The organism is Mesorhizobium sp. BAC0120, from assembly GCF_033542235.1.
Classification (GTDB): Bacteria; Pseudomonadota; Alphaproteobacteria; order Rhizobiales; family Rhizobiaceae; genus JAWRCU01.
Window position 1 is genome coordinate 84,586 of record NZ_JAWRCU010000013.1, and the last position, 22,343, is coordinate 106,928.

Annotated in this window: 19 protein-coding genes; 13 read left to right on the plus strand and 6 right to left on the minus strand. The window is 61.7% G+C overall.

Annotated elements, in window-relative coordinates:
* Positions 1 to 117: 117 nt before the first annotated feature.
* A complete protein-coding gene (locus tag SAZ10_RS24780) occupies positions 118 to 1,224 on the plus strand; it encodes a TRAP transporter substrate-binding protein (protein WP_318612067.1) in 1,107 nt (368 codons plus the stop codon).
* Positions 1,225 to 1,419: 195 nt separating this feature from the next.
* Here SAZ10_RS24780 and SAZ10_RS24785 read toward each other — a convergent pair whose 3' ends face one another.
* From SAZ10_RS24785 to SAZ10_RS24795, 3 genes are all read right to left on the minus strand, one after another.
* Positions 1,420 to 3,177: a TRAP transporter large permease subunit gene (locus SAZ10_RS24785; protein ID WP_318612068.1), complete on the minus strand. Its 1,758-nt coding sequence runs from the start codon at positions 3,175 to 3,177 to the stop codon at positions 1,420 to 1,422.
* Entirely contained in the window at positions 3,174 to 3,758 is a 585-nt protein-coding gene (locus tag SAZ10_RS24790) for a TRAP transporter small permease subunit (RefSeq protein WP_318612069.1), read from the minus strand. Before SAZ10_RS24790 ends, SAZ10_RS24785 begins: the two co-directional genes overlap by 4 nt.
* Before the next feature lie 187 nt (positions 3,759 to 3,945).
* Complete coding sequence (locus tag SAZ10_RS24795) at positions 3,946 to 4,857, minus strand: branched-chain amino acid ABC transporter permease (protein WP_318612070.1); 912 nt, start codon at positions 4,855 to 4,857, stop codon at positions 3,946 to 3,948.
* A gap of 95 nt (positions 4,858 to 4,952) precedes the next feature.
* On the opposite strand from SAZ10_RS24795, the gene SAZ10_RS24800 reads away from it, so the two are divergent.
* Positions 4,953 to 5,558 (plus strand): CGNR zinc finger domain-containing protein, encoded by a 606-nt coding sequence (locus SAZ10_RS24800; protein ID WP_318612071.1) that lies wholly within the window; start codon positions 4,953 to 4,955, stop codon positions 5,556 to 5,558.
* Entirely contained in the window at positions 5,551 to 6,078 is a 528-nt protein-coding gene (locus SAZ10_RS24805; protein WP_318612072.1) for a hypothetical protein, read from the plus strand. Before SAZ10_RS24800 ends, SAZ10_RS24805 begins: the two co-directional genes overlap by 8 nt.
* Positions 6,079 to 6,119: 41 nt before the next feature.
* Here SAZ10_RS24805 and SAZ10_RS24810 read toward each other — a convergent pair whose 3' ends face one another.
* The 3 genes from SAZ10_RS24810 to SAZ10_RS24820 form a co-directional block, all read right to left on the minus strand.
* Positions 6,120 to 7,817, minus strand: coding sequence for a dihydroxyacetone kinase family protein (locus SAZ10_RS24810; protein ID WP_318612073.1), 1,698 nt, complete (start codon positions 7,815 to 7,817; stop codon positions 6,120 to 6,122).
* 5 nt (positions 7,818 to 7,822) lie between these two features.
* The gene (locus SAZ10_RS24815) at positions 7,823 to 9,013 is read right to left on the minus strand and encodes a pyridoxal phosphate-dependent aminotransferase (RefSeq protein WP_318612074.1); all 1,191 of its coding nucleotides are present in this window, start codon (positions 9,011 to 9,013) and stop codon (positions 7,823 to 7,825) included.
* 91 nt (positions 9,014 to 9,104) lie between these two features.
* The gene (locus SAZ10_RS24820; RefSeq protein WP_318612075.1) at positions 9,105 to 10,004 is read right to left on the minus strand and encodes a dihydrodipicolinate synthase family protein; all 900 of its coding nucleotides are present in this window, start codon (positions 10,002 to 10,004) and stop codon (positions 9,105 to 9,107) included.
* A 207-nt stretch (positions 10,005 to 10,211) separates the two neighbouring features.
* Here SAZ10_RS24820 and SAZ10_RS24825 point away from each other — a divergent pair, with 207 nt between their 5' ends.
* The 10 genes from SAZ10_RS24825 to SAZ10_RS24870 all read left to right on the plus strand — a co-directional run bounded on the left by SAZ10_RS24825 (position 10,212) and on the right by SAZ10_RS24870 (position 22,330).
* On the plus strand, positions 10,212 to 11,123 hold the full coding sequence (locus tag SAZ10_RS24825) for an ABC transporter substrate-binding protein (protein WP_318612076.1): 912 nt from the start codon (positions 10,212 to 10,214) through the stop codon (positions 11,121 to 11,123).
* 61 nt (positions 11,124 to 11,184) lie between these two features.
* Entirely contained in the window at positions 11,185 to 11,916 is a 732-nt protein-coding gene (locus tag SAZ10_RS24830) for an amino acid ABC transporter ATP-binding protein (RefSeq protein ID WP_318612077.1), read from the plus strand.
* Between the two features lie 7 nt (positions 11,917 to 11,923).
* Positions 11,924 to 12,595 (plus strand): amino acid ABC transporter permease, encoded by a 672-nt coding sequence (locus tag SAZ10_RS24835; protein ID WP_318612078.1) that lies wholly within the window; start codon positions 11,924 to 11,926, stop codon positions 12,593 to 12,595.
* A 2-nt stretch (positions 12,596 to 12,597) separates the two neighbouring features.
* A complete protein-coding gene (locus SAZ10_RS24840; protein WP_318612079.1) occupies positions 12,598 to 13,260 on the plus strand; it encodes an amino acid ABC transporter permease in 663 nt (220 codons plus the stop codon).
* Between the two features lie 21 nt (positions 13,261 to 13,281).
* Complete coding sequence (locus tag SAZ10_RS24845) at positions 13,282 to 14,109, plus strand: IclR family transcriptional regulator (protein ID WP_318612080.1); 828 nt, start codon at positions 13,282 to 13,284, stop codon at positions 14,107 to 14,109.
* Between the two features lie 463 nt (positions 14,110 to 14,572).
* Positions 14,573 to 18,046, plus strand: a complete 3,474-nt coding sequence (locus SAZ10_RS24850) for an indolepyruvate ferredoxin oxidoreductase family protein (RefSeq protein WP_318612081.1) — start codon at positions 14,573 to 14,575, stop codon at positions 18,044 to 18,046.
* Between the two features lie 93 nt (positions 18,047 to 18,139).
* Entirely contained in the window at positions 18,140 to 20,452 is a 2,313-nt protein-coding gene (locus SAZ10_RS24855) for a putative bifunctional diguanylate cyclase/phosphodiesterase (RefSeq protein ID WP_318612082.1), read from the plus strand.
* A 376-nt stretch (positions 20,453 to 20,828) separates the two neighbouring features.
* On the plus strand, positions 20,829 to 21,500 hold the full coding sequence (locus tag SAZ10_RS24860) for an N-acyl amino acid synthase FeeM domain-containing protein (RefSeq protein WP_412535295.1): 672 nt from the start codon (positions 20,829 to 20,831) through the stop codon (positions 21,498 to 21,500).
* Between the two features lie 255 nt (positions 21,501 to 21,755).
* Positions 21,756 to 21,896, plus strand: a complete 141-nt coding sequence (locus tag SAZ10_RS24865; protein WP_412535294.1) for a DUF3096 domain-containing protein — start codon at positions 21,756 to 21,758, stop codon at positions 21,894 to 21,896.
* 203 nt (positions 21,897 to 22,099) lie between these two features.
* Positions 22,100 to 22,330 (plus strand): aa3-type cytochrome c oxidase subunit IV, encoded by a 231-nt coding sequence (locus tag SAZ10_RS24870; protein WP_318612085.1) that lies wholly within the window; start codon positions 22,100 to 22,102, stop codon positions 22,328 to 22,330.
* Positions 22,331 to 22,343 lie beyond the last annotated feature (13 nt).

Sequence of the window (22,343 nt, forward strand, 5' to 3'; positions counted from 1 at the left end):
CGTGAGCTCGGCTGGACTCATGCGCTCCAGTCGGTATTGTGCGCCGGACGCCGGGTGACAGCCCGGCTTGCCGGGAGGCTTCCCGCTTACTCGATCTCATTTGGAGGGAGGAAATTCATGGATCGTCGTTCATTCATGCGAAACGCCGGCACGGCAAGTGTGGCTGCAGCCGCAGCCACGACGCTCGCCGCGCCGGCCATCGCCCAGTCCAACCCGAAGATCAACTGGCGGCTTACTTCGTCATTCCCGAAATCGCTCGATACGATCTTCGGCGGCGCCGAAGTATTCGCAAAGATGGTTTCGGAGGCGACCGACGGCAATTTCACCATTCAGGTTTTCGCGGCGGGCGAACTGGTTCCCGGCCTGCAGGCGGCCGATGCGACGGCCGCCGGCACGGTTGAGGCCGCTCACACCGTTGCCTATTACTACTGGGGCAAGGACCCGGCCTGGGCGTTGGGTGCGGACGTGCCCTTCGCGCTCAACGCACGCGGCAGGAACGCCTGGCAGTATCACGGCGGCGGGATCGATCTGTTCAACGAGTTTCTGGCGACCCAGGGCCTGTTCGGATTGCCCGGCGGCAATACCGGCGTGCAGATGGGCGGCTGGTTCCGCAAGGAGATCAATACGCTCGACGACCTCAAGGGCCTCAAGATGCGCATCGGAGGTTTTGCCGGCAAAGTGGTGGAGAAGCTTGGCGTCGTGCCGCAGCAGATCGCCGGCGGCGACATCTATCCGGCGCTCGAAAAGGGCACGATCGACGCCGCCGAATGGGTCGGCCCCTATGACGACGAGAAGCTCGGCTTCTACAAGGTCGCGCCCTATTACTACTATCCCGGCTGGTGGGAGGGGGGCCCCACGGTCCATCTGCTCTTCAACAAGTCGAAGTATGACGAGCTGCCGGCCAACTATAAGTCACTCGTGCGCACTGCCGCCCAGGCGACGGATGCCGACATGCTCCAGAAGTACGACTACCTGAACCCCGCGGCCGTCCGCAGGCTGGTCGGTGAGGGCGCGCAACTGCGTCCGTTCAACCAGCCGATCCTCGAGGCGTGTTTCAACGCAGCCAACGAGGTCTACACGGAGCTTATGGCTTCGAACGCCCCCTTCAAGAAGATCTGGGATTCCATAACGGCCTTCCGGAAGGAGCACTATCTCTGGGCGCAGGTCGCCGAATACAATTTCGACACCTTCATGATGATCCAGCAGCGCAACAGCAAGCTCTGATCGTCGGGCATTGCTAAAGCGCTAGACGGCAGCGCCGCCCCTCACCCTTACCCTCTCCCCGTAAGGACGGGGAGAGGGGGGCGGCAACGTCTCAGAATCACCTCTCCCCGTTCTTCGCGGGGTGAGGGTGAGGGGCAGCGTCAGCTTAAAAATAGAAGGCACTATAAGATTCGGAGCGTTCCTCCGGGTCTTTGATCAGTTGAAGCTCGGCGGCTTCGACAGGTCGGTCGCCGGCGGGTTGGCGGGCGCCGGCGTGAACCCATTGGCCGGCGGCGTTGCCTGTGTCGGCGGCTGGCCGAGCGGTGGCAGGCCGAGACTGCCGGGCAGGCCTTGCTCACCAGGGGGTGGGGGCACCAGGATCTGGATGTCGCCAGGCTCCACGGCTTTGCTCTTGTAGTGCATGACCATCTGCGGGAAGGCGATGGTCAAGGCCACCATCAGCACCTGGATCACAACGAAGGGCACTGCGCCCCAATAGATTTGGCCGGTTGCCACCGGTGCGATCTGCCTGCCGGTGATCCTATCGATGTAAGGCACGCGCGGCGCTACCGAGCGCAGGTAGAACAGGGCGAAGCCGAAGGGCGGGTGCATGAAGCTCGTCTGCATGTTCACGCCGAGCAGCACGCCGAACCAGATCAGGTCGATGCCGAGCTTTTCCGCGGCGGGTGCGAGCAGCGGCACAACGATGAAGGCGAGCTCGAAGAAATCGAGGAAGAAGGCGAGCACGAAGACCAGTATGTTGACGCCGATCAGGAAGCCGACCTCGCCGCCGGGCAGCGAGGTGAGCAGATGCTCGACCCACAGATGACCGTTGACGCCGTAGAAGGTGAGCGAAAAGACGCGCGCGCCTATAAGGATGAAAAGCACGAAGGAGGAGAGCCGCGTCGTCGAGGCGAGCGCCTGTTTGACGAGGTCGAGATTGAGCCGGCCCTTGGCCGCGGCCATGATCAGCGCGCCGACCGCGCCCATGGCGCCGCCTTCGGTCGGCGTGGCAATGCCGAGAAAGATCGTGCCGAGCACCAGGAAGATCAGCGCAAGCGGCGGGATGAGGACGATGACCACCTGCTGCGCAAGCCGCGACATCAAGTCGAGCTTCAGCCCGCGATCGACGAGGGCGACGACGTAGATGACGACGACGCCGATGGTCGCGCCCCAGATGTCGGCATTCGCGCCGGAGGTCGGTTCCAGCCAGATATATGCCGCGTAGGCGATCGCTGCAGCAATAACGAGAGCGATCAGCAGCGAGATGACCCCGGTGCCCAGCGTGCGCGCCTCGATCGGCAGGGCGGGCATCGCCTTTGGACGCACGATCGTCACAGCCAGCACGTAGAGCATGTAGATCCCGGTGAGCACCAGACCGGGGATCAGCGCGCCGGCATACATGTCGCCCACCGAGCGGCCGAGCTGGTCGGCGAGCACGATCAACACCAGCGACGGCGGGATGATCTGCGCCAGCGTGCCGGAGGCCGCGATCACGCCCGACGCGACGCGCCGGTCGTAGCCGTAGCGCAGCATGATCGGCAGCGAGATCAGTCCCATGGCAATGACGGAGGCCGCGACCACACCTGTTGTCGCGGCAAGCAGCGCGCCGACGAAGATCACCGCATAGGCGAGGCCGCCGCGGATCGGGCCGAACAGCTGCCCGATCGTGTCCAGCAGGTCCTCGGCCATGCCGCTACGCTCGAGCACGATGCCCATGAAGGTGAAGAAGGGGATGGCGAGCAGCGTGTCGTTCGCCATCACGCCGCCATAGAAGCGATCCGGAAGTGCATAGAGAAGCGGCCAGGAAAGCGTTATCTCGTTGTTCGAATAAGGCGCGAGCTCGACTCCGATGAAGAAGAACAGCAGCCCGTTGGCGGCAAGCGAGAAGGCGACAGGGTAGCCGATCAACAGGAATACGACCAACGAGGCGAACATGATCGGCGCCATGTTCTGCGCAATGAACTCGATCATGCGCGCGGCTCCGCGGTATCGGTCAGAACTTCGGCCTCGATCGGAGGATGGGTCGGAATCGACGGGGTGGGATCATCGATAACACCGGCGATCACCGCGACCTTCTTGATGATCTCTGAAACGCCCTGCAGGCTGAGCAAGGTGAAGCCAGCGAGCAGAATCAGCTTGGCCGGCCAGATGATCAGACCGCCGGCATTGGTGGAAACCTCTCCACTGTGGAACGAAAGCAGCACATAGGGTACGAAGTACCAAACCATCAACAGCACAAAGGGCATCAGAAAGAAGACGTGCCCGAACAGGTCGATCCAGTGCTGTATGCGGCGCGAGAACATGCCGTAGACGATGTCGATCCGGATGTGCTCGTTCTGCTTCAGCGTGTAGGCGGCAGCGAGCATGAAGGCGGCGCCGAAAAGATACCATTGCAGCTCGAGCCATGCGTTCGACGACATGTTGAATGCCTTGCGAATGATCGCATTGCCGGCGCTGACCAGGATCGAGACGAGGATCGCCCACGCGATCCACTTGCCTATGAATTCATTGACACGGTCGATGGCTCTAGAAAGAGCGAGAAGCCCTGCCATCCACTTCCCTCCCATTTGACCGGACGCGCCGCGGTTCTTCGAAACCTTGTCGGAGCGTCCTTCGCCTCGACATCGGTATGCCCACCGGAGCCTGATGCGTCAACCGCCAGTGGCCGACGCGAATACCTGCACGAACGTCTGTTTGCCGCGAATGAGCTGCCGTTCGGCGGGATCTAAAACGAAAGTATCAGGGCTGGACGGTTTTCGTCTCGACCCCGTCGGAAGGCCTCAGCACGAGAAGCGCGACGAGAAGGGCGAACATCGCGACGTCGCGCCATTCGAGGGGGAAGTAGCCGGAATAGAGGGCCTCGGCCATACCGAACGCTGCGGCGCCAGCCGCGGCTCGGGACGGCGTTTCGTAGCCGCCGACGGCAGTGATGAAGAGTATCTTCAAGCCGAAGATCAGCCCGGTGCTGAAGCTTATGTTGCCGAAGTAGAACGCCGCCATGACGCCGGCGAGCGCCGCGGCGAGGCCCCCCGCCAGCACCGACCAGCGGAACACCCGCGTCACGTTGATGCCGCACATTGCCGAGGCATGCGGATCGTCACAGACGGCGCGCCAGACGCGACCGGCCGTGGTGCGGTCGAGGACGAGGCTCGCCAGCAGGATCGTCAGCACCACCAGTGCGCAGTCGATGAGCTGGATGACTGTCAGCGTCGCCTGGAAGTTGCCGGTGCTGGCGAAGACGACAGGCGTCGCCAGCATGGGCGGGAGCCAGAAATCCTTGGTGTCGGCCGAGATGCGAGCAAGCTCCATCAGCACCATCGACACGCCCAGAGTGACGACGACGATCGCGTTCGGCGAACTTTCCGCAAGTGGACCGAGCACGTTCCTCGCCATGACATGGCTCAGCAGCCAGGCGTAGAGGAAGGCTACGATGATGCCGAAGGCAACGGTCGCGGGCAGGGTCAGCCATAGCACCTGATAGCCGAACACTGCCGCAAGGATCATGATCTGACCGGCGAAGGCGAACACCGAACCGTAGGCAATGTTGGTGCGGTGGAGCACGCCATTGGTAAGCGCGTAGCCAAAGGCGAGCAGCGCATAGAGCGCGCTGGAATGGAAGCCGTTCAGCACCTGCTGGAAAAAGTAGAGCATGTCATTGCGCCGACTGGCGTTCGTTCCCTGAGCAGAGGCAGGATCGCGCGACGAATCTAACTTGTCAAACGCGATTTGCCGGTTAGATTGCTGTCATGACCGTGGCCTGGACCGCGCATCGCTTCTCGGGCGGCATTCTAGCACTCGATACGACCAATACGGTCGTACTTCGTTGCGATCCGGCGCGTCGCTTCGATCGCTTCGACGATCCCGCCGAAATTTCGCGTTTCGCGGCGGCTGCTTCGATTTTCCGTCACCAGGAAATCGGCCGGCCGCTTACTGTGGCAGACGCCGACGCGGTCGCCCCAAAGGTGCGGGCGCTGCGTGAATCGACCGATGCCTTGTTTCGCCGGCCCGCGGCCGGCAAGCCGCTTGAAGCCGATGCGATGGCCGGTTTCCTGCGCCATTGCGCAACCGCGATCGACGGACGGGAGGAACTGCTCGCAACGGCCGATGCTCCGTTCGGTCCGCCGGACAAGCCGTTGGCCTTCGAGACCGCGCTCGCCGTCTCGGCGCTGTCGCTGCTTTTGCCTGCCAATCTGAAGCGGCTTAAGATATGCCCGAACTGCGGTTGGCTCTTCCTCGACAAGAGCCGCAATTCGAGCCGCCTGTGGTGCGACATGTCCGTGTGCGGGAACCGGACGAAGGCGAGGCACCATTATCGCCGCACGAGAATGCAAGGGGAGAAAACCTATGGGTAGGAGCCTGTCGCTTCCGTTGGTGGGGCTGCTCATTGCGGCGGGAGCGCTGGGCGCCTGCCGCGACAGCGGCAAGGAAAGCGAGTACTTCGCTATCTCCGGCAAGCTGTTCGAGTTCAACTATCGTCTTGCGAAGGCGACATATGTCGTCACCCTCAACCCGCTCAAACCTGTCGGCGAGGGGCAGGTCGCCGTCGTAAGCTTCGAGAACCCGGCAGGGGGCGAGCCGATCGTGGTCCAGCAGAAGATCTGGCCGAAGCTTCCCCATGTGACGCTCGAGAGCCCGCCCTTGACATGCGTCGTCAAGGACAAGCCCTACGCGGTGTCGATCAAGATCCAGGGCCCGGACGGAGGGGTGATGCAGACGATCGACACGACCATCACGTCCTCCCTCGACGAGTCCATCCTGCCCGACCGGCCGCTCGTCATCGGCCCGGTCTACGAGCTCAACAAGGATCTCGCCGGCCATCCGGACGGCAGGCTGCCGAACGAGCCGAAGCCCGACTGCCCGGCGAAGGCCTGAGGGGTCGCGCCTGCACGGCAGTTTGGGCGACCGTCAAACGCTCAGACAGATTCCCTCGCTTCGGCGATCGCCTGCAGCCAGATCGCAACCGCGGCAGCGCCTGCGTCAGGCATGCCGATCGCCCGCTCACCGAGATAGCTTGCCCGGCCAAGGCGTGGCGACATGGAAGCGGTCGCTTCAGCACCCTGTTTCGCGGCGTCTGCCGCAAGCAGGCAGCGCTTTTCAGCGGGCAGGCCGACCGTCGACCTGAGCGAGCGCACGGCAGGTTCGAGCGCATCGAGCATGGTGCGGTCGCCGGGTTTGGCGCCGCCGGCTTCCGAAACGGCGGAGACGGCAAGCTCAAGGGCCTCCACCCAATCCTCGGCCCCGAGTGTTGGCCGCTGCGCCAGATAGCGCCCGGCGCGGGCCAGGGCGATAGCGTAGAACGGCCCCGAACTGCCCGCGATCGCCCGCCGCAGGGCGCTCGAAATCTCCGTGATCGCCCTGGATGGACTCGACCATGCCGACGCCGGAAGAGCGCGGATGGCCTGCGCGCCGCGAACCATGCTTGCGCCCAGATCGCCGTCTCCGGCTCTGCTGTCGAGATCGGTCAGACGGGCCTCGGCTGCTTCCAGTGCATCCGCTATGGCCATGACGATCCCACGCAGACCAGAATCCAGGGCACCCGCATGCATCTCGGTGCGATCGTCAGCCACTGTCGCCGGAGCCGCCACGACGGAACGATTGGCCGGAATATGTCCGGCGCCGGGCCAGGCGGGCGCCCCGGCGGGCGCGTCCAGGAACTGGAGATCTCCGGTCTCGAGCTTCAACACGGATAGCGAACAGCCCGGCATTTCCAGAGCAGTGAGGAAGTCGCCGCTCCAGGCGCGCTCGACGGCAATGCCGCGTTGGCGCAGGCTGGCCAGCGCATGGCGCGCCACAATGGCCAGTTCCTGCGGCGGCGTGGCGCCGAGGCCATTCACCAGCAGCGCAACGCGATCTCCCGCCTTGAGCCTGCATTCGTCGGCAATCCTTGATATGATGTGTTCGACCAACTCGTCGGCTGGCCGGATCTCGCCGCGCTCGACGCCTTTCTCGCCATGGATTCCGAGACCCAGTTCGATCTCGCGCTCGCCAAGTGTGAAGCCGCGCTTGCCGGCCGTGGGAACGGTGCAGGCGCCAAGGGCAACGCCCATTGTGCCGACCCGCGCGGCGGCGGATCGCGCGGATTGCGCTACCTCCGTCAGCGGAAGCCCGGCCGCCGCAGCGGCTCCCGCGATCTTGTGGACGAGTACGGTGCCGGCTATGCCCCGGCGCCTTTCCGGCGCGACAACGCCTGCCAAGGCAACGTCGTCTGCTACGACCACGAGCTCGACAGGGATGCCTTGGGCGCGCGCGAGTTCGGCGGCAATTCCAAAGTTCAACCGGTCTCCGGTGTAGTTCTTGACGATGAGCAGTGCGCCCGCCGGTCCCGCAGTCGCGCGGATCGCCGCCAGCACCGCATCCGAGCTGGGCGAGGTGAACACGTCGCCTGTCACTGCCGCGCTGAGCATGCCTGACCCGACATAGCCGGCATGAGCAGGCTCATGGCCGTCGCCGCCGCCGGAGATCACAGCCACGGGCCGCTCTGCCGGCGGCGGCGAGCCGGCGCGCAAGGCCACGTCTTCGGTGTCCAGCAATGCCAGATCAGGCGTGAGGTCAGCGAGACCCTCGAGCATCTCGCGAACGACATTGCGGGGATCGTTGATCAGCTTCTTCATGATATTCAGGCGGCCTTCCTGAGGAAATCAACGAGCCGGTTGGCGCCCTCCTGGATGAGATTGGGATCGACCGCGAAGCAGACACGCAGGTAGGCCTCGCCGCCCTGGCCGAAAGCCGAGCCGGGCGCCACGCCGACGCTGGCCTCGCACAGGATTCGCCGCGCCATGTCGTAGGCGCTGTTCATGCCATGGACGGAGAAGAAGAAGTAGAAGGTGCCCTCTGGCCAGAACACCTGCACGTTGCTCAGGTTGTCGAGCGCGGAGCAGATGATTTCGCGCCCCTTGGCCGATCGCGCCACGAGCGCCTTGATGAAGTCGTCTCCTTGGTCCAGCGCGGCGATGGCGGCGTACTGAATGAAGGTCGCGACGCTGGTCGTGTTGTACTGGCTGAGATTGTCGAAGATCGTGCTCATGCCCGCCGGATAAACGAGCCAACCGATCCGCCAGCCGGTCATGCACCAGTTCTTGGAGAAGGTGTTGGTGACGATCAGCCGATCTGTTGGCGCTGCAAGCTCAAGAAAAGATGGCGCGATCGTGCCGTCATAGGTGAAATGCGCGTAGACCTCGTCAGACACGATCCAGATCCCGCGCGAACGCGCGAAATCCAGCACTTGTCTCATCTGGTCGCGCGGCATGATCCACCCCGTCGGGTTGGAAGGTGAATTGATTGCAATGACCCGGGTGCGCGGAGTGACGGCAGCGAGGACGTCGTCGAGGTCCAGGCGGAAGCCTCCTCCATCCGTAAGGCGGTAATTGACCGGCACCACTTTGCCGCCGAGGATTCGTACGATCTCGAGCAGATTGGGCCAGGCGGGAACCGGGACGATCACCTCGTCGCCGGGATTGAGCACTGCTTGGAAGGCTTGCATGATCGCTTGCACGCCGCCCGCGGTAACGCTGAAGCGGTCCGCCCCGATCTCCACTCGCCAATGACGTCTGTGATAGCGGTCGAGCGCCTCGCGAAGCGCCGGCACGCCGTGGGAATAGGTGTATCGCGTCTGGCCCGCCGCCAATGACGTGACTGCCGCCTCGCGGATGAAGTCGGGAGTTGGAAGGTCGCCCTCTCCGATCCAGAGCTTGATCACATCCGGATCCTCTCGGGCGAGGTCGGCGACATCGCAGATCTGGTTGAGCTCGATCCCGCTGATTCTGTCGGGGCTGCCTGCTAGCGGCCACTGCGATGTATGCCAGTCCATACCTTCTCCTCCGGGCGGGGCCCGTCTTACGCATTGTTCACAGGCGGGACGCACAAGACGTCCCGCCATGGCCGGCGGCTCTTCGATCGCGCTAAGCCAGAAGTGCCTCAAGCGCTTCGTTGATACGACCCTTCTGACTGTCGCCGACCGGTGGCATCGGTGCGCGCGGCAGATGGAGCGGCAGTCCCTGTCGATGCTGGCAATATTTCACGCAGGCCGGAAGGTTATCGTGCGGTAGCACGTCCCACAGATCTGCCAGACGATAATGCAGATCAAGGGCGGCCTTGTGATCCCCCGATTGCACCAGGTTCCAAAGCTTCACCGTAACTGCGGGAACAGCGGACGTCAGGGCGCTGATCGCGCCGTGCACGCCAAGCGAGAATGCCGGATAGAGTAACGCATCTGTGCCCGTAAGCACGATGTTCTCCGGTTTGAGGCGGTGGAGCAGGTCCGATACGAGCTTGAGGTCACCCGCGCTCTGCTTCATGCCGATGACGCCCGGCACCTCTTCCATGATCCGCAGCATCAGGTCCGAGCTCAGATAGTTCCACGGAACCACGTTGTAGATGATGATTGGGATGCCGGTTTCCTCCCAGATCGTACGAAAATGCTGGACTGTGGCGTCTTCGCTCGGTTTGAAGAGGTAATGCACAGGGGTGACTTGCATCGCGGCAATGTTCAGTCCCTTGAGCATGCGGGCGCGCTCGATGGCGCTGCGCGTGCTGTTGATGATCAGACCCGCAAGGAAGGGGACACGGCCGTCGATTGCGTCATGGACGGCTTTCATCGAGGCTGTGAAATCCGCGTCGTTGAGCGTGTGTCCTTCGCCCGTGCTGCCCCCTGCTACCATGCCGTCGACGCCCTGCTCGATCATGAAGTCGACCTGCTCGGCGATCGCTCCTGCCACGAGATTGCCGTCTGCATCGAAGGGCATGGTGATCGGCGGGATGATGCCCGTGAGCTTTTTGTCGGAAGTAGAAGGTGAGGGCATGTCATTCTCCAGGAACTGGGCTATTTAATGTATTGCATATTCCGAATTACGGAATACAATATCAATGCAATCTATTTACAGCCCAAATTGTTTGAATTCGTCAAGGGTCAGGCTTGCGCGTTCCAGAAAAATGTGGATGCATCCGGTCGTGAATGTCGCATATGTTCCGGTATGCGGGATTAATTACTCGATCAAGGGGAGTGATTGATGAATATCAACAAGCTGATTCCGTTGGCGTTCGGACTGCTGATGGCTACTGGCATGGCGGCTATCGCAGGAGACGAGAGCCCTACGCTTGCGAAAATCCAAGGCGACAAGAAGATCGTCATCATGAACGACCTCTCGGCCGCGCCATGGCAGTTCCGCGATGCCAACGGCAATGCCGCCGGTTTCTCGATCGATCTCGATCGCATGATAGCGGCCAGGCTCGACGTCGACCTGGAACTGAGGAATGTGGAATGGGCCGGCCTTATTCCCGGGCTATTGACGCGCAAGTCGGACATCCTGGCCACGAGCATGACCGTGACCCCCAAGCGGGCCGAGCAGATCCTATTCACGCAGGAGAACTGGTACTCTACCGGCGTAGTCGCCATCGTGCGGTCGGAAGACGCTGGTGCCTCCTGGGAAGACCTGAACCAGTCGGGCAAGCGGATAGCGGTCAAGGCAGGTACCAGCGCGGTTGATGTCGCCAAGCAGTTCTTCGCCAACGCCGAAATTGAGAGCTATCCGAATGACACGGACACCTACCAGGCCCTGAAGACCAACCGTGTCGACGCCGCGCTGAACGATCTGGCAGTGCTCGGTGTCGTGCATCGCGAGTATGGCTTTCAATCGTTGAAGAAGCCCCGCGAACTGATCAGCTCTGACAACTGGGCCTTCGCCGTGCGGAAGGACGACGTCGGAGCGCAAAAATATCTCGATACGTTCCTCGCCGAGATCAAGGCCAACGGCAAGCTCGAGGCCCTGCGCGCATACTGGGTTGATGGCGACGACTGGAAGAAGGACTTCCTCGAGAAGAACAGCGGTGTGTCCGACGCGCGCAAGAAGCTGGTCGAACAACTTGGCATTGCGGCCTACGTGCCGGAAAGCGGCAAAGGTACGCGCGCGACCCTGGAATAGCCCCATCCGCAGCGCCGGACGCTCTCTTCAGCGTCCGGCTTTTCATCAATTCGGTGACTGAATGACTTTCTTCGAGGCGAGAGACGTCAATTTCCACTTCGGCAGCTTCCATGCGCTGCGCGACGTTTCGTTCGAGTTCGGAAAGGGAGATGTACTGGTCGTGTGCGGCCCCTCCGGCTCGGGGAAGAGCACTTTGATCAGAAGCATCAACCGCCTTGCCGGCCCGCTCACCAGCGGCTCTATGTCGATCGAAGGGCGCGATCTCGCGAACATGCGCGCCCGAGAACTCTATCGTCGGATCGGAATGGTCTTCCAGCGCTTCAATCTTTTTCAGCACCTTAGCGTGCTGGAGAACATCGCGCTGCCCCAGCGGCGTGTCCTCGGCAAAAGCCGTCGCGAAGCGGCCGAGCGCGCGAGGGGACTGCTCGATCGCGTTGGTCTGGCGGACAAAGCCGATAGTTATCCCGCAAGGCTCTCCGGCGGCCAGCAGCAGCGCGTCGCCATTTGCCGGGCTCTGGCGATGGAGCCCGAATTGCTGCTGTTCGACGAACCCACTTCTGCACTCGATCCTGAAATGGTTGGAGAGGTGCTGCAGGTCATGCGTGGCCTGGCGGCTGGTGGCATGACCATGATCGTGGTGACCCATGAGATGGGTTTCGCTCGCGAGCTGGGCACCGAAATCCTCTTCATGGAGGCAGGGCAGGTGGTCGAACGCGCCCCACCTGCGGCGTTCTTCGCGAACCCGCGGGAAGCGCGGACACGCGCCTTCCTCGACCAGATACTGCATCACTGAGGCAGCCATGTTCGCCGCAGCCTATGACCTCTTCTGGCATTATCGCGACATCTATTTGCGCGGGCTGGAAAATGCCTTGACGGCAGCCGCCTTCGGCCTTGTCCTTTCGCTCTTTGCCGGTGGGTTGGCAGGCATTATCCGCTTCTCTTCCAAGGGAACCGCGGGACGCGTCGTCGCCATCTACGTTTCCGTCGTGCGGAACACGCCGATGCTCGTCCAGGTGTACTTCATCTACTTCGGCCTGCCGGCACTGGGCGTTACGTTGTCCGCCTTTGCGACAGGTGTGGTCGCGCTCACCTTCAATTCGGGCGCATACATAGCCGAGATCGCCCGCGGCGGGCTTGCGGCCATCCCGCAAGGTCAGACGGAAGCGGCTATGGCCCTTGGCCTCAGCCGCCGGGTCCTGCTGGCACGCGTCCTGATCCCTCAGGCGGCGCCGACGATCCTGCCTGCCATCACCGGTCAGTTCGTGCAGCTCATCAAGGACACCTCGCTACTATACACGATCGCGGTTCTGGAGATCACCAAGGCCGCCGACGACGTCGGCAACGAGACTTACCAATTCCTGGAGGCCTATCTGGTGAGCTGCTTGATCTACGTCGTCATCTGTGTCGTGCTCAACCTGCTCGTCGATCAATATGAGCGCCGTGCCGGCTTCTCCAGGCACCGGAGGGTCTGAGCATGGTGCTCCTGTCGCTGGTCTACGATGCTGCCGGCTTGATCCTTTCAGGGATGCCGATCGTCATTGTACTAACCATCTCGGCTTTCATTCCAGCGCTCGCCCTGGGTGTCGTTGGTGGCCTAATGGGCAGTTCCAGCTATAGGCTGCTCCGTTTCATTGCGGGACTGTACGTCTACATTTTTCGCAGTGTGCCGTTCCTGATGTTCATCTTTCTGGTCTACTACGGTTTGCCATATTACAACGTCGACATCGGCCCGGTCACGACGGCAATTGTTGCGCTTGCCTTGAGCCATGGCGCCTATATGACCGAGATCATCAGGGGCGGGCTGCTGGGTTTGGACAAGGGTCAGAATGAGGCCGCGATTGCGATTGGTTTCACGCTGACGCAGCGCCTCAGGGACATAGTGTTGCCGCAGGCCTTGATGGCAATCATTCCCTCTCTGCTTGGTCAATCGATCCTGATGGTGAAGGATACGTCGTTGGTTTCGGTGGTGGGAATCAGCGAGCTCACGCGTCTAGGGCGAGAAGTCGTCATCAGGACGAACGAGCCGTTCATTGTTTTTACGATCGTAGCAGCCGCGTATTTCGTTCTATGCTTTGGTCTCGAATGGATTGCGAGGCGCCTCGAAGCGCGTGTCCGAAAGATAACTTCGAGGCAGTAAGCAAATATGGAAAGGAAAACCATGGAGCAGGCCGAAAGTGTTCCGGCGGCTCGCGTTCAGCCCGCAGAAGGGCCTGAAGTGGAGGCTAGAGAGAACCGAGATTCAGGCGCAAAGTCGCTGCGCAAGATGTCTTCGGTGCTGGACTGCTTCACCAGGCTTCATCCGACGTTGACTGTCGGCGAGATCTCGGAAGCCACTGGTCTGCCCCGGACTACGGTGCATCGCATCGTTACCTCGCTGAGAGAGGTCGGCATGCTCGACCAGGATGGGCGCCGTCAGAGCTACAGGCTCGGTTTGAAGATGTTTTACTACGGAAGCAGCGTGCTGGCGAGCCTTGACACACCCCGGCGCGCGCATCCGCACATCGCCAAGCTGCAGCTGTTCACTGGCGAGGTCATTCATTTCCACATGTTTGACGGTAGTCAGATGGTTTGCGTCGAGCGCGAGGAGATGGGCAATTCGCGGCTCACCACATTGACCACGATCGAAGCCGCTCCGACCTATTGCACGAGTGTTGGCAAGGCATTTCTGGCATTTCAGGACGAGGCGCTGGTGCGCCGGATCGCGCAGGAGGAAGGTCTCAAGCGATACACGCCCAATACGATCACGGACCTTGGCAAGCTCCTTGAAGAGCTTGCTCTCATCCGTGCCCGCGGCTTCGCCATCGACAATGAGGAGAACCAGGTTGGACTTCGCTGCATCGGCGCGCCTATCAGGGATGCGGCTGGCAGGGTTTTTGCCTCCGTGAGCGTATCGGGACCGGCGGAGCGCATGCCCGACATGCGCCTCGAAGGCCTGGCCCCGCTGGTAATCCAGACCGCGAACGACATTTCGAAGGCGCTGGCCTGATACCCACCGCGACGCGTAACGAGCGCTGCGTCGCCGGGTCAAGTTCGGACCAAGAGGTGAATCTCCGCCCCCGAGTGGTTCCGCCTACCTTGCCGACCCTGTGCCGGATGCCGGCTGATCCGTCAGAAGGGACGGCCTCCATGATGGTGAGCCAACCATGGGACGAAATTTTCATGCGTGATGCGGGTTAGCTGCGCATCTTTGTTCGCGTAAGCCGCAATGCCGCGTCTGCGCCATGGCTCTTTTCGCGGATAAGCCGATTTCGTTTGACGCCTGATGCATTATTGGCAGAAAACCTATGGCATCTCGACCTGGACGCAGGGCGTGCGCGATTCGGCGTGCGCCTGCGCCGGAGCAGGATGCTTGGAAGGAGCATTCATCCTGCTCTAGCTCTTTGTTTCTGCAGCATGATTTATTCGAAAGGTCTGCAACTTTTCGGGATCATGCTCTGAGGAGACGCCTGATGACGCTTCACGACGTCGCGCTCGACGACAAGTTCGATCTCGGCAAGGAGCGCATCTTCCTGTCCGGAGCGCAGGCGATCATTCGCATGCTGCTCATGCAGCGCGAGCGCGACCGGATCGCCGGCCTGAATACGGCTGGGTTCGTATCCGGCTATCGCGGCTCTCCGCTCGGCGGGCTCGACCTGCAGCTCTGGAAGGCAAAGAAGCAGCTGTCGCAGTCGAACATCCAGTTCGAGCCGGGCCTCAACGAGGAACTCGCGGCGACTGCCGTATGGGGCTCGCAACAGACCGAGCTGCTCGGCGAAGGCAGATATGACGGCGTCTTCGGCCTATGGTACGGCAAGGGGCCCGGGGTGGACCGCTCGGGCGACGTCTTTCGTCATGCCAACCTCGCCGGCTCGTCAAGGTACGGTGGCGTGCTCGCCCTGATGGGCGACGACCACATGGCGGAGTCCTCGACGATCGCGCATGCGACCGAGTTCCTGTTCGTCGATACGATGATCCCGATCCTCAACCCGGCCGGCGTGCAGGAGCTGATCGACTACGGGCTCTACGGCTATGCGCTCTCGCGTTTTGCCGGCACCTGGACGGCGATCAAATGCGTCAAGGACAACATCGAATCGACGGCCTCCGTCGACGTGTCGCTCGACCGGCTCAACATCGTCGTACCGGAATTCGAGATGCCGCAAGGCGGGCTCAACATCCGCAACGAGATCGACATGCTCGGCCAGGAGGAGCGCCTGCACGAATACAAGCGTGCGGCGGCCGCCGCCTTCATTCACGCCAACGGCATCAACCGCGTCGTCTTTTCCGGTGGCCGCGAGCCGAAGATCGGCATCATCACCGTGGGGAAGAGCTATCTCGACGTGCGCCAGGCACTTGACGATCTCGGCGTAGACGAGGCGCGTGCCGCCGAGCTTGGCGTCAGGCTGTTCAAGGTCGGCTGTCCGTGGCCGCTCGACATCGAGCATCTCAAGGATTTCGTTCGCGGCCTGGAAATGGTCATCGTCGTCGAGGAGAAGCGTTCTCTTATCGAGGTGCAGCTGCGCGAAAATCTCTACGGCACTTCCATGCAGCCGGAGGTCGTCGGCAAGAAGGACGAACGTGGCCAGTGGCTGTTTCCCGCCAAGGGCGCGCTCGACCCGAACGACATCGCAATCGCGATCGGCGAGCGCATCCTGCGCGTCATCGGCTCGGTCGAGGAGATCGAGCAGAAGGTCGCACGCATCCGGCAGTTCCAGGCGATGCTTTCGGAGACCAAGGACATCGCCGGCCGTACGCCCTTTTTCTGCTCGGGCTGTCCGCACAACACCTCGACCAACGTTCCGGAGGGCTCGATCGCGGGCGCCGGCATAGGCTGCCACTTCATGGCGCTCTGGATGGACCGCTCGACGGTCGGCTTTACGGCGATGGGCGGGGAAGGTGCGCAGTGGGTCGGGCAGGCGCCGTTTTCGAAGCGCGAGCACTTCTTTCAGAATCTCGGCGACGGCACCTACGACCACTCGGGCATACTGGCGATCCGTTTCGCGCTCGCTGCCAAGGTCAACATCACCTACAAGATCCTGTTCAATGACGCTGTCGCCATGACGGGCGGACAGCCGCTCGAGGGCAACCTCACGGTCGACATGATCGCCCGCCAGCTGCGCGCCGAAGGCGTCGAGCGCATCGCCATCGTCTCAGACGACCCCGAAAAATATAAGGGTGCCGTCGAGTTCCCGGTTGGCTCGACCGTCCATCATCGCGACGACATGGACCAGGTCCAACGCCAGTTGCGCGAAGTGAAGGGCGTGTCGGTATTGATCTATGACCAGACCTGCGCGGCCGAGAAGCGCCGGCGCCGCAAGCGCGGCGCCTATCCCGACCCCGACAAGCGGGTGATGATCAACGAGCTCGTCTGCGAGGGTTGCGGGGATTGCGGCGTGCAGTCGAACTGCGTGTCGGTGCAGCCGGTCGAGACCGAGTTCGGCCGCAAACGCCGCATCGATCAGTCGAGCTGCAACAAGGATTTCTCCTGCCTCAAGGGCTTCTGCCCGTCCTTTGTGACGGTGCACGGCGCCAAACTGCGCAAGGCGGAAGCTGCGGCGGGCGAGACCGATCCTCTGGAGGGCATTCCGGAGCCGGCATCGCTGGCAGACGACAATGGCTGGTCGGCCATCATCGACGGGGTCGGCGGCACCGGAGTTGTGACCGTCGGCGCCGTACTGGGCATGGCCGCGCATCTCGAAGGCAAGGGCTGCGGCATGATAGACATGGCCGGTCTCGCCCAGAAGGGCGGCTCCGTCTTCACCCATGTCCGCATCGCCAGATCGCCCGACGATATCCACTCGATCCGTGTGTCGGCCGGCAAGGCCGACCTCGTGCTGGGCTGCGACCTCGTCGTCTCCGGCGCCAAAAAAGTGCTTGCCGCCGTGCGGCAGAACCACACGATCTTCGTTGCCAATACGGCCGAGATCATGCCCGGCGAATTCGCCCGCTCGGCCGACTTCTCGCTGCCCGTGGAGCGCCTGAAGAAGGCGATACGCGAGGCTGCCGGCGACACGCATTCGCACTTCTTCGACGCGACGCGGACGGCTTCGGTCCTGTTCGGCAACTCGCTCGGCGCCAATATGGTCATGCTGGGCTTTGCCTATCAGCACGGCGGGCTGCCGGTCGGCGCTCAGGCGATCGAGAAGGCGATCGAGCTCAACGGTCAGGCTGTCGCCATGAACATCGCTGCGTTCCGCTGGGGCCGGCGCGCCGCCCACGAGCCGCAGTTCGTGCGTAGCCTTGTTGCAAGGCAGGACGCACCTGCCGCACAGCCTCTCGCCGCGACGCTCGACGAGGTCATCTTGCACCGCGTAGAGTTCCTTACCGCTTACCAAAACCGGCGCTACGCGCGACACTACGAGCGGCGCATTGCCGAAATCCGTGCTGCCGAAGCGAAGGCCAGGCCGGGCTCGACTGTCGTCACCGAAGCCGTGGCCCGCAACCTTTTCAGGCTGATGGCGGTCAAGGACGAGTACGAGGTCGCGCGCCTCTATACCGATGGCGCTTTCCAGCGCCAGCTTTCCAGCCAGTTCCAGAGCTTCGAGAAGTTGGAATTCCATCTTGCGCCGCCAATCCTCGCGCGCAAGGGCCCCGACGGCAAGCCGCGCAAGTCGAGCTTCGGCCCGTGGATGATGCGGGGCTTCCGTGTGCTTGCGGCGCTGCGCCCGTTGCGCGGCACGCCGCTCGACATTTTCGGCCGCAGCGAGGATCGGCGCATGGAGCGCCGGCTTCTTGCCGAGTACCAAGGCGATCTCGACCTGATCCTGAAGCTGATCTCGCCGGCAAAAATCGAAGCTGCGGCTGCGCTCGCCTCGGCGCCCCAGCTGATCCGCGGCTACGGGCACGTCAAGCAGGCAAGTGCAGCCAGGGCAGCCGAGGAGCGCAAACGGCTTCTCGAGCGGATCAGCGCGCCCGTCGCAGAGATCACCTTGCAGGCGGCAGAATAGCCGATCGGTAGCCAGCAGCTTACCCAAGCTGAGGCCAAAACCTTTCCTTAATGCGGACATGCCATGACTGCGGCTCGGGCGGTTCCGCAGGCGATGAAAATAAACAGACCCGAAGACATATCCGAAGACGTTTATGTTGGCTTCGTGCGGTCACTGTTCCACGACGCCTTCGTCCTCGTCGTCGGTGCGATTTGCTACTTTCTCTTAGCCCTGCTCGTCTACGAAAGGACGGGCGAACCTATCTATGCTTGGCTCGCCGTCATAGTGCTCGCGGCAGGCTTTTATCGGTATTATCGCATTGAGCAATATCGGAAAGCCGACTGCATCCATGACTATGCCTCTGCGCTCAAGGCCGAGCGCTCCTACCTGATTGGCGGAACGATCCAAGGCTTCTTCATGGGGCTCTTCTGCTTCGTCGCCATTTACTGGGTGCCCGACCCTTACGGCGAAGTCGCCTCCGTTTCGGCGGCAGTCGCGTCGACCATCACCGTTGTGGGCCGCAACTACGGCTCGAAGACGATGGTTGCCATATTGTCGGTGGTTCTGATCCTGCCGATCGCGCTCGGCGAGCTATTGAAGGGCGACATCGCCCACATAGTCTTCGGATTATACATCGTGCCGGTGATGTTCATAATCACCAAGATGGCTGCGCGCGTGCGCACGGTACTTTTTACTGCCATCACAGAGGAGAAGAAATCGACCGATCTGGCCCAGCGCTTCGACCGCGCGCTCAATACGATGTCGCACGGGCTAATAATGCTGGACTCCGACGGTCGCGTGGTCGTTGCCAACGCCGAGGCCAATGCAACTCTCGGCGTCAAGCAATCCGACGCATTGCTCGGCCGCTCCTTGGGAGCGCTTGTCATGCGCACCATCGCCAGCGGCATGGTACGCGCAAAAGACGGGCACTACCTGGAGGCGCAGCTCACGCGTGCGCTGCATGAGGGGCGGGGACGCAAGATCCAGGTGCGGCTGGCCGATGGGCGCTACGTCGAGTTCTCGGTCAGCGAGGGCGCCGGCGGTCTCGGCGTGATCACTTTCGAGGACGTCTCGACGCGCATCGAGGCCGAGGAGAAGATCCGCTCGATGGCCCGCTACGACAATTTGACCGGGCTCATAAACCGCGCCTATTTCCACGAGCTCGCGGGCGAGATGATGGCGACCGGAGATCAGGAACGCAATTGCGCGCTCGTCGCCTTCGATCTGGACGACTTCAAGAGCGTGAACGATACGCTTGGTCATCCTATCGGCGACGGGCTCATCTACGCCGTCGCCGAAAAGCTGTCGGGGTTCGGCAACGATCGCACCAAGGTCAGCCGCTTCGGCGGCGACGAGTTCATGATCTTTATCGACGATGTCGAAAGCGAGGCCGAGCTTTCGTCGATCCTCGAAAATATCTTCAAGGCGCTGCAGGGTGAGGTCGACGTCGCCGGCCATTCGCTGCGCGTCCAGGCAAGCGCTGGCGCAGTACTGTCATGCGTCAAGGACTCCGATATCGATGCCATGATCGTCAAAGCCGATCTGGCGCTCTACAAGGCAAAGGAGCTCGGCAAGAACGGCTGGCGGCTTTTCGAGGCGACGATGGACGCCGCATTCCGCAACCGGCAATTGCTCAAGGCTGAGTTGCGCAGCGCGGTCGAAGCGAAAGGGCTGCGGGTCGTCTATCAGCCGATCGTGTCGATCGAAACCATGCGAATCGCCAGTTGCGAGGCGCTTTGCCGTTGGGACCATCCGGATCTCGGCCCGATCTCGCCGGCGGTCTTCATCCCGCTTGCGGAGGAGATGGGCATCATCTCCGAGATCAGCAATTTCATGCTCGCCGCGGCAACGCGTGAATGCACGCGCTGGCCGGGAGACACGAGCGTCTCTGTCAACCTCTCGGCCAAGGACTTTCGCGATCGCGGTATCGTCGACAAGGTTCGCGCGGCGTTGGCCGAGTCCGGGCTCGCCGCCCATCGGCTCGAAGTCGAGGTGACCGAAACCGTGCTGCTCGACGACAAATCGCAGGCACGTGAGCTGATCGAGGAACTCAAGGCGCTCGGCGTCCGCATTGCATTGGACGATTTCGGAACCGGCTATTCGAGCCTCAGCTATCTGCACAAGCTGCCGCTCGACAAGATCAAGATCGACCGCAGCTTTTTGATCGACGTCACCCAGAATCAACGCTCGCTCGAGCTGTTGACCGGCATTGTCAATCTGTCGCGGCCGCTCGGACTGAGCGTCACGATCGAAGGCGTCGAGACCTTCGAGCAACTCAGGCTGCTGGCGCTCAAGGTGCAGCCCGACCTCGTGCAGGGCTTTCTGTTTGGCTCCGCGTTGACGGCTTCGGGCATCGAGACCATGTCCACGACGGTCTGGCCGTTTGCCAGCGAATTGAAGTCGGCAAGACGCGCGGTTCAGCGCTGATCACGCACCAAAGGCGGTGCGTGCAAGTTGAATCACCTCGCCGCTGATATCCTTGTCGACGCATCGGAATTGTCCGAAAACCGCTGCGCACCGTTTCGTCCAATGCGCCAGACGCTGATTTCGTAGTAAATCTGAGTTGCGGGTTTCGCTATTTTCGCGCAAATTAGCTACGAATTAAGGTTAACTAAACGTAAATAAGCTCCTCAAAAATTTTGGCTTTTCATATTCGGAATTATGGTTTACGTTTCCTTTATGGACGGTGCGGTGGGCCTGCAAAACTATGAGCAGTTCGAGTATTTCAGGAGTATCTTCGAGTACAAGCCAAGAGGGTGAGGTCTCCTCCTTCGCCCAAGGTATACTAAACCTGCTGGAGCGTGTGGAATACCGCAGGTGCGAAGGCGCCGAGGATCTGGAGGCGATCTACCGGCTTCGCTACAATGCCTACCGGCTGGCTGGAATGGTAGGCGAGATCAAAGATCGCCTCATCTCCGATGACCTTGACGAGACGCCGAACTGCTATCGTTTCGGCATCTTCATCGACGGAGAATTGGCCAGCACCATTCGGATACATCATCTCAGTCTGGCAAGCCCAATGTCGGGTTCAATGCTGGCATTCGGCGACCTGCTGCATCCGCGGCTCCTGCGCGGTGAAACCTTCGTCGATCCGAGCCGGCTGGCGGCCGATCCGGAGATGGCTGCTGCTCACCGCGGGCTGCCTTATGTCACGGTGCGATTGGCGGTGGCGGCCAGCCTCCATTTCAACGCGACAAGTTGCCTTTCGACGATACGCGAAGAGCATCGCGCTTTTTATCAGCGCGTCATCAATTCGGTTCAGGTTGGCAAGCCGCGGTCCTACGAAGGGCTCAGCGTTCAGACCATCCTGTGCGAATCGAATTGCGAAGCCAACATGGCTAATATTCTCAGGCGTTTTCCCTTTTTCATTTCGAGCACCTTCGAGCAGCGCATGCTGTTTAAGCGCCCGCAGCGCGGCGAGTTGGTTCCGCTCACCGTCCTCCCGACCGCGAAATACTCCCTCGCGGCGGCTTAGCGTCTTTCGCCCGGCCTCCCCAGCCCCCCGCCCGGCCCCGGCGAAAGACGCTTTGCCGGGGGGCACGGCGTCGTTTCTGCCGACGCCAGCGCAGCATGAATGGATTGCAGCCCTTCATCCTGCTCTAAATAGCTATGCGTGGGCGCTCGCCATAATTGGCCGAGTGATGCAACCTATGCGACAAGGGTTCATCGAGAACGCCGGCGATTCGGACGGCCGTCGATCGCATTGATTTGGGGGAGAAGGATGGAAATCATGGGAATTCCGGCATCACCGCTGATCGCACTCATAGCCGGCATATTGATTCTCATCGTGCCGAGGCTGCTGAACTATATCGTGGCGATATACCTGATCATCGTCGGCCTGCTCGGCATCTTCCCGCAGCTCCACGGCTGAACGCCTCTTCCACGAAGGCAGCGGCTCTAACGGCATCGAGCGAATGGTGAGTAGCGAATAGCGAGTAGCAATGAGAATCAGGGGGAGCGGGTTGCTGTCCCTATTCGCTATTCGCTACTCGCTGAACCCATGCGGCAAACGCGCCATTGCCCTTGCGGCCGCTTTTCGCTATCAGCGCCACAGAGTCTATACGAGGTAATTCAATGGCTGATCATTCGCCGACCGGCCCTGTCGAACTGGGCGCCCAGATGGATTACGCCGAGCACGACAGGACCTATCATCGCTTCCTCATACTGACGAAGTTCGGCTCGTTGATTGTCGCGGCGCTCATGATCGCGATGGCTTTCGGCTTCTTCGTCTCGTCAGCGGGCTTCTTCTCGGCGACGGTTCTCTTCTTCATCATCTGTGCGGTCGGCTACTTCCTGCTTCGTTAGCGCCGGGCTCGCT

Excerpts from the sequence above, each read along its gene's own strand:
- SAZ10_RS24780 (WP_318612067.1), top strand. The coding sequence starts at position 118 with ATGGATCGTCGTTCATTCATGCGAAACGCCGGCACGGCAAGTGTGGCT.
- SAZ10_RS24785 (WP_318612068.1), bottom strand. The coding sequence starts at position 3,177 with ATGATCGAGTTCATTGCGCAGAACATGGCGCCGATCATGTTCGCCTCG.
- SAZ10_RS24790 (WP_318612069.1), bottom strand. The coding sequence starts at position 3,758 with ATGGCAGGGCTTCTCGCTCTTTCTAGAGCCATCGACCGTGTCAATGAA.
- SAZ10_RS24795 (WP_318612070.1), bottom strand. The coding sequence starts at position 4,857 with ATGCTCTACTTTTTCCAGCAGGTGCTGAACGGCTTCCATTCCAGCGCG.
- SAZ10_RS24800 (WP_318612071.1), top strand. The coding sequence starts at position 4,953 with ATGACCGTGGCCTGGACCGCGCATCGCTTCTCGGGCGGCATTCTAGCA.
- SAZ10_RS24805 (WP_318612072.1), top strand. The coding sequence starts at position 5,551 with ATGGGTAGGAGCCTGTCGCTTCCGTTGGTGGGGCTGCTCATTGCGGCG.
- SAZ10_RS24810 (WP_318612073.1), bottom strand. The coding sequence starts at position 7,817 with ATGAAGAAGCTGATCAACGATCCCCGCAATGTCGTTCGCGAGATGCTC.
- SAZ10_RS24815 (WP_318612074.1), bottom strand. The coding sequence starts at position 9,013 with ATGGACTGGCATACATCGCAGTGGCCGCTAGCAGGCAGCCCCGACAGA.
- SAZ10_RS24820 (WP_318612075.1), bottom strand. The coding sequence starts at position 10,004 with ATGCCCTCACCTTCTACTTCCGACAAAAAGCTCACGGGCATCATCCCG.
- SAZ10_RS24825 (WP_318612076.1), top strand. The coding sequence starts at position 10,212 with ATGAATATCAACAAGCTGATTCCGTTGGCGTTCGGACTGCTGATGGCT.
- SAZ10_RS24830 (WP_318612077.1), top strand. The coding sequence starts at position 11,185 with ATGACTTTCTTCGAGGCGAGAGACGTCAATTTCCACTTCGGCAGCTTC.
- SAZ10_RS24835 (WP_318612078.1), top strand. The coding sequence starts at position 11,924 with ATGTTCGCCGCAGCCTATGACCTCTTCTGGCATTATCGCGACATCTAT.
- SAZ10_RS24840 (WP_318612079.1), top strand. The coding sequence starts at position 12,598 with ATGGTGCTCCTGTCGCTGGTCTACGATGCTGCCGGCTTGATCCTTTCA.
- SAZ10_RS24845 (WP_318612080.1), top strand. The coding sequence starts at position 13,282 with ATGGAGCAGGCCGAAAGTGTTCCGGCGGCTCGCGTTCAGCCCGCAGAA.
- SAZ10_RS24850 (WP_318612081.1), top strand. The coding sequence starts at position 14,573 with ATGACGCTTCACGACGTCGCGCTCGACGACAAGTTCGATCTCGGCAAG.
- SAZ10_RS24855 (WP_318612082.1), top strand. The coding sequence starts at position 18,140 with ATGAAAATAAACAGACCCGAAGACATATCCGAAGACGTTTATGTTGGC.
- SAZ10_RS24865 (WP_412535294.1), top strand. The coding sequence starts at position 21,756 with ATGGGAATTCCGGCATCACCGCTGATCGCACTCATAGCCGGCATATTG.
- SAZ10_RS24870 (WP_318612085.1), top strand. The coding sequence starts at position 22,100 with ATGGCTGATCATTCGCCGACCGGCCCTGTCGAACTGGGCGCCCAGATG.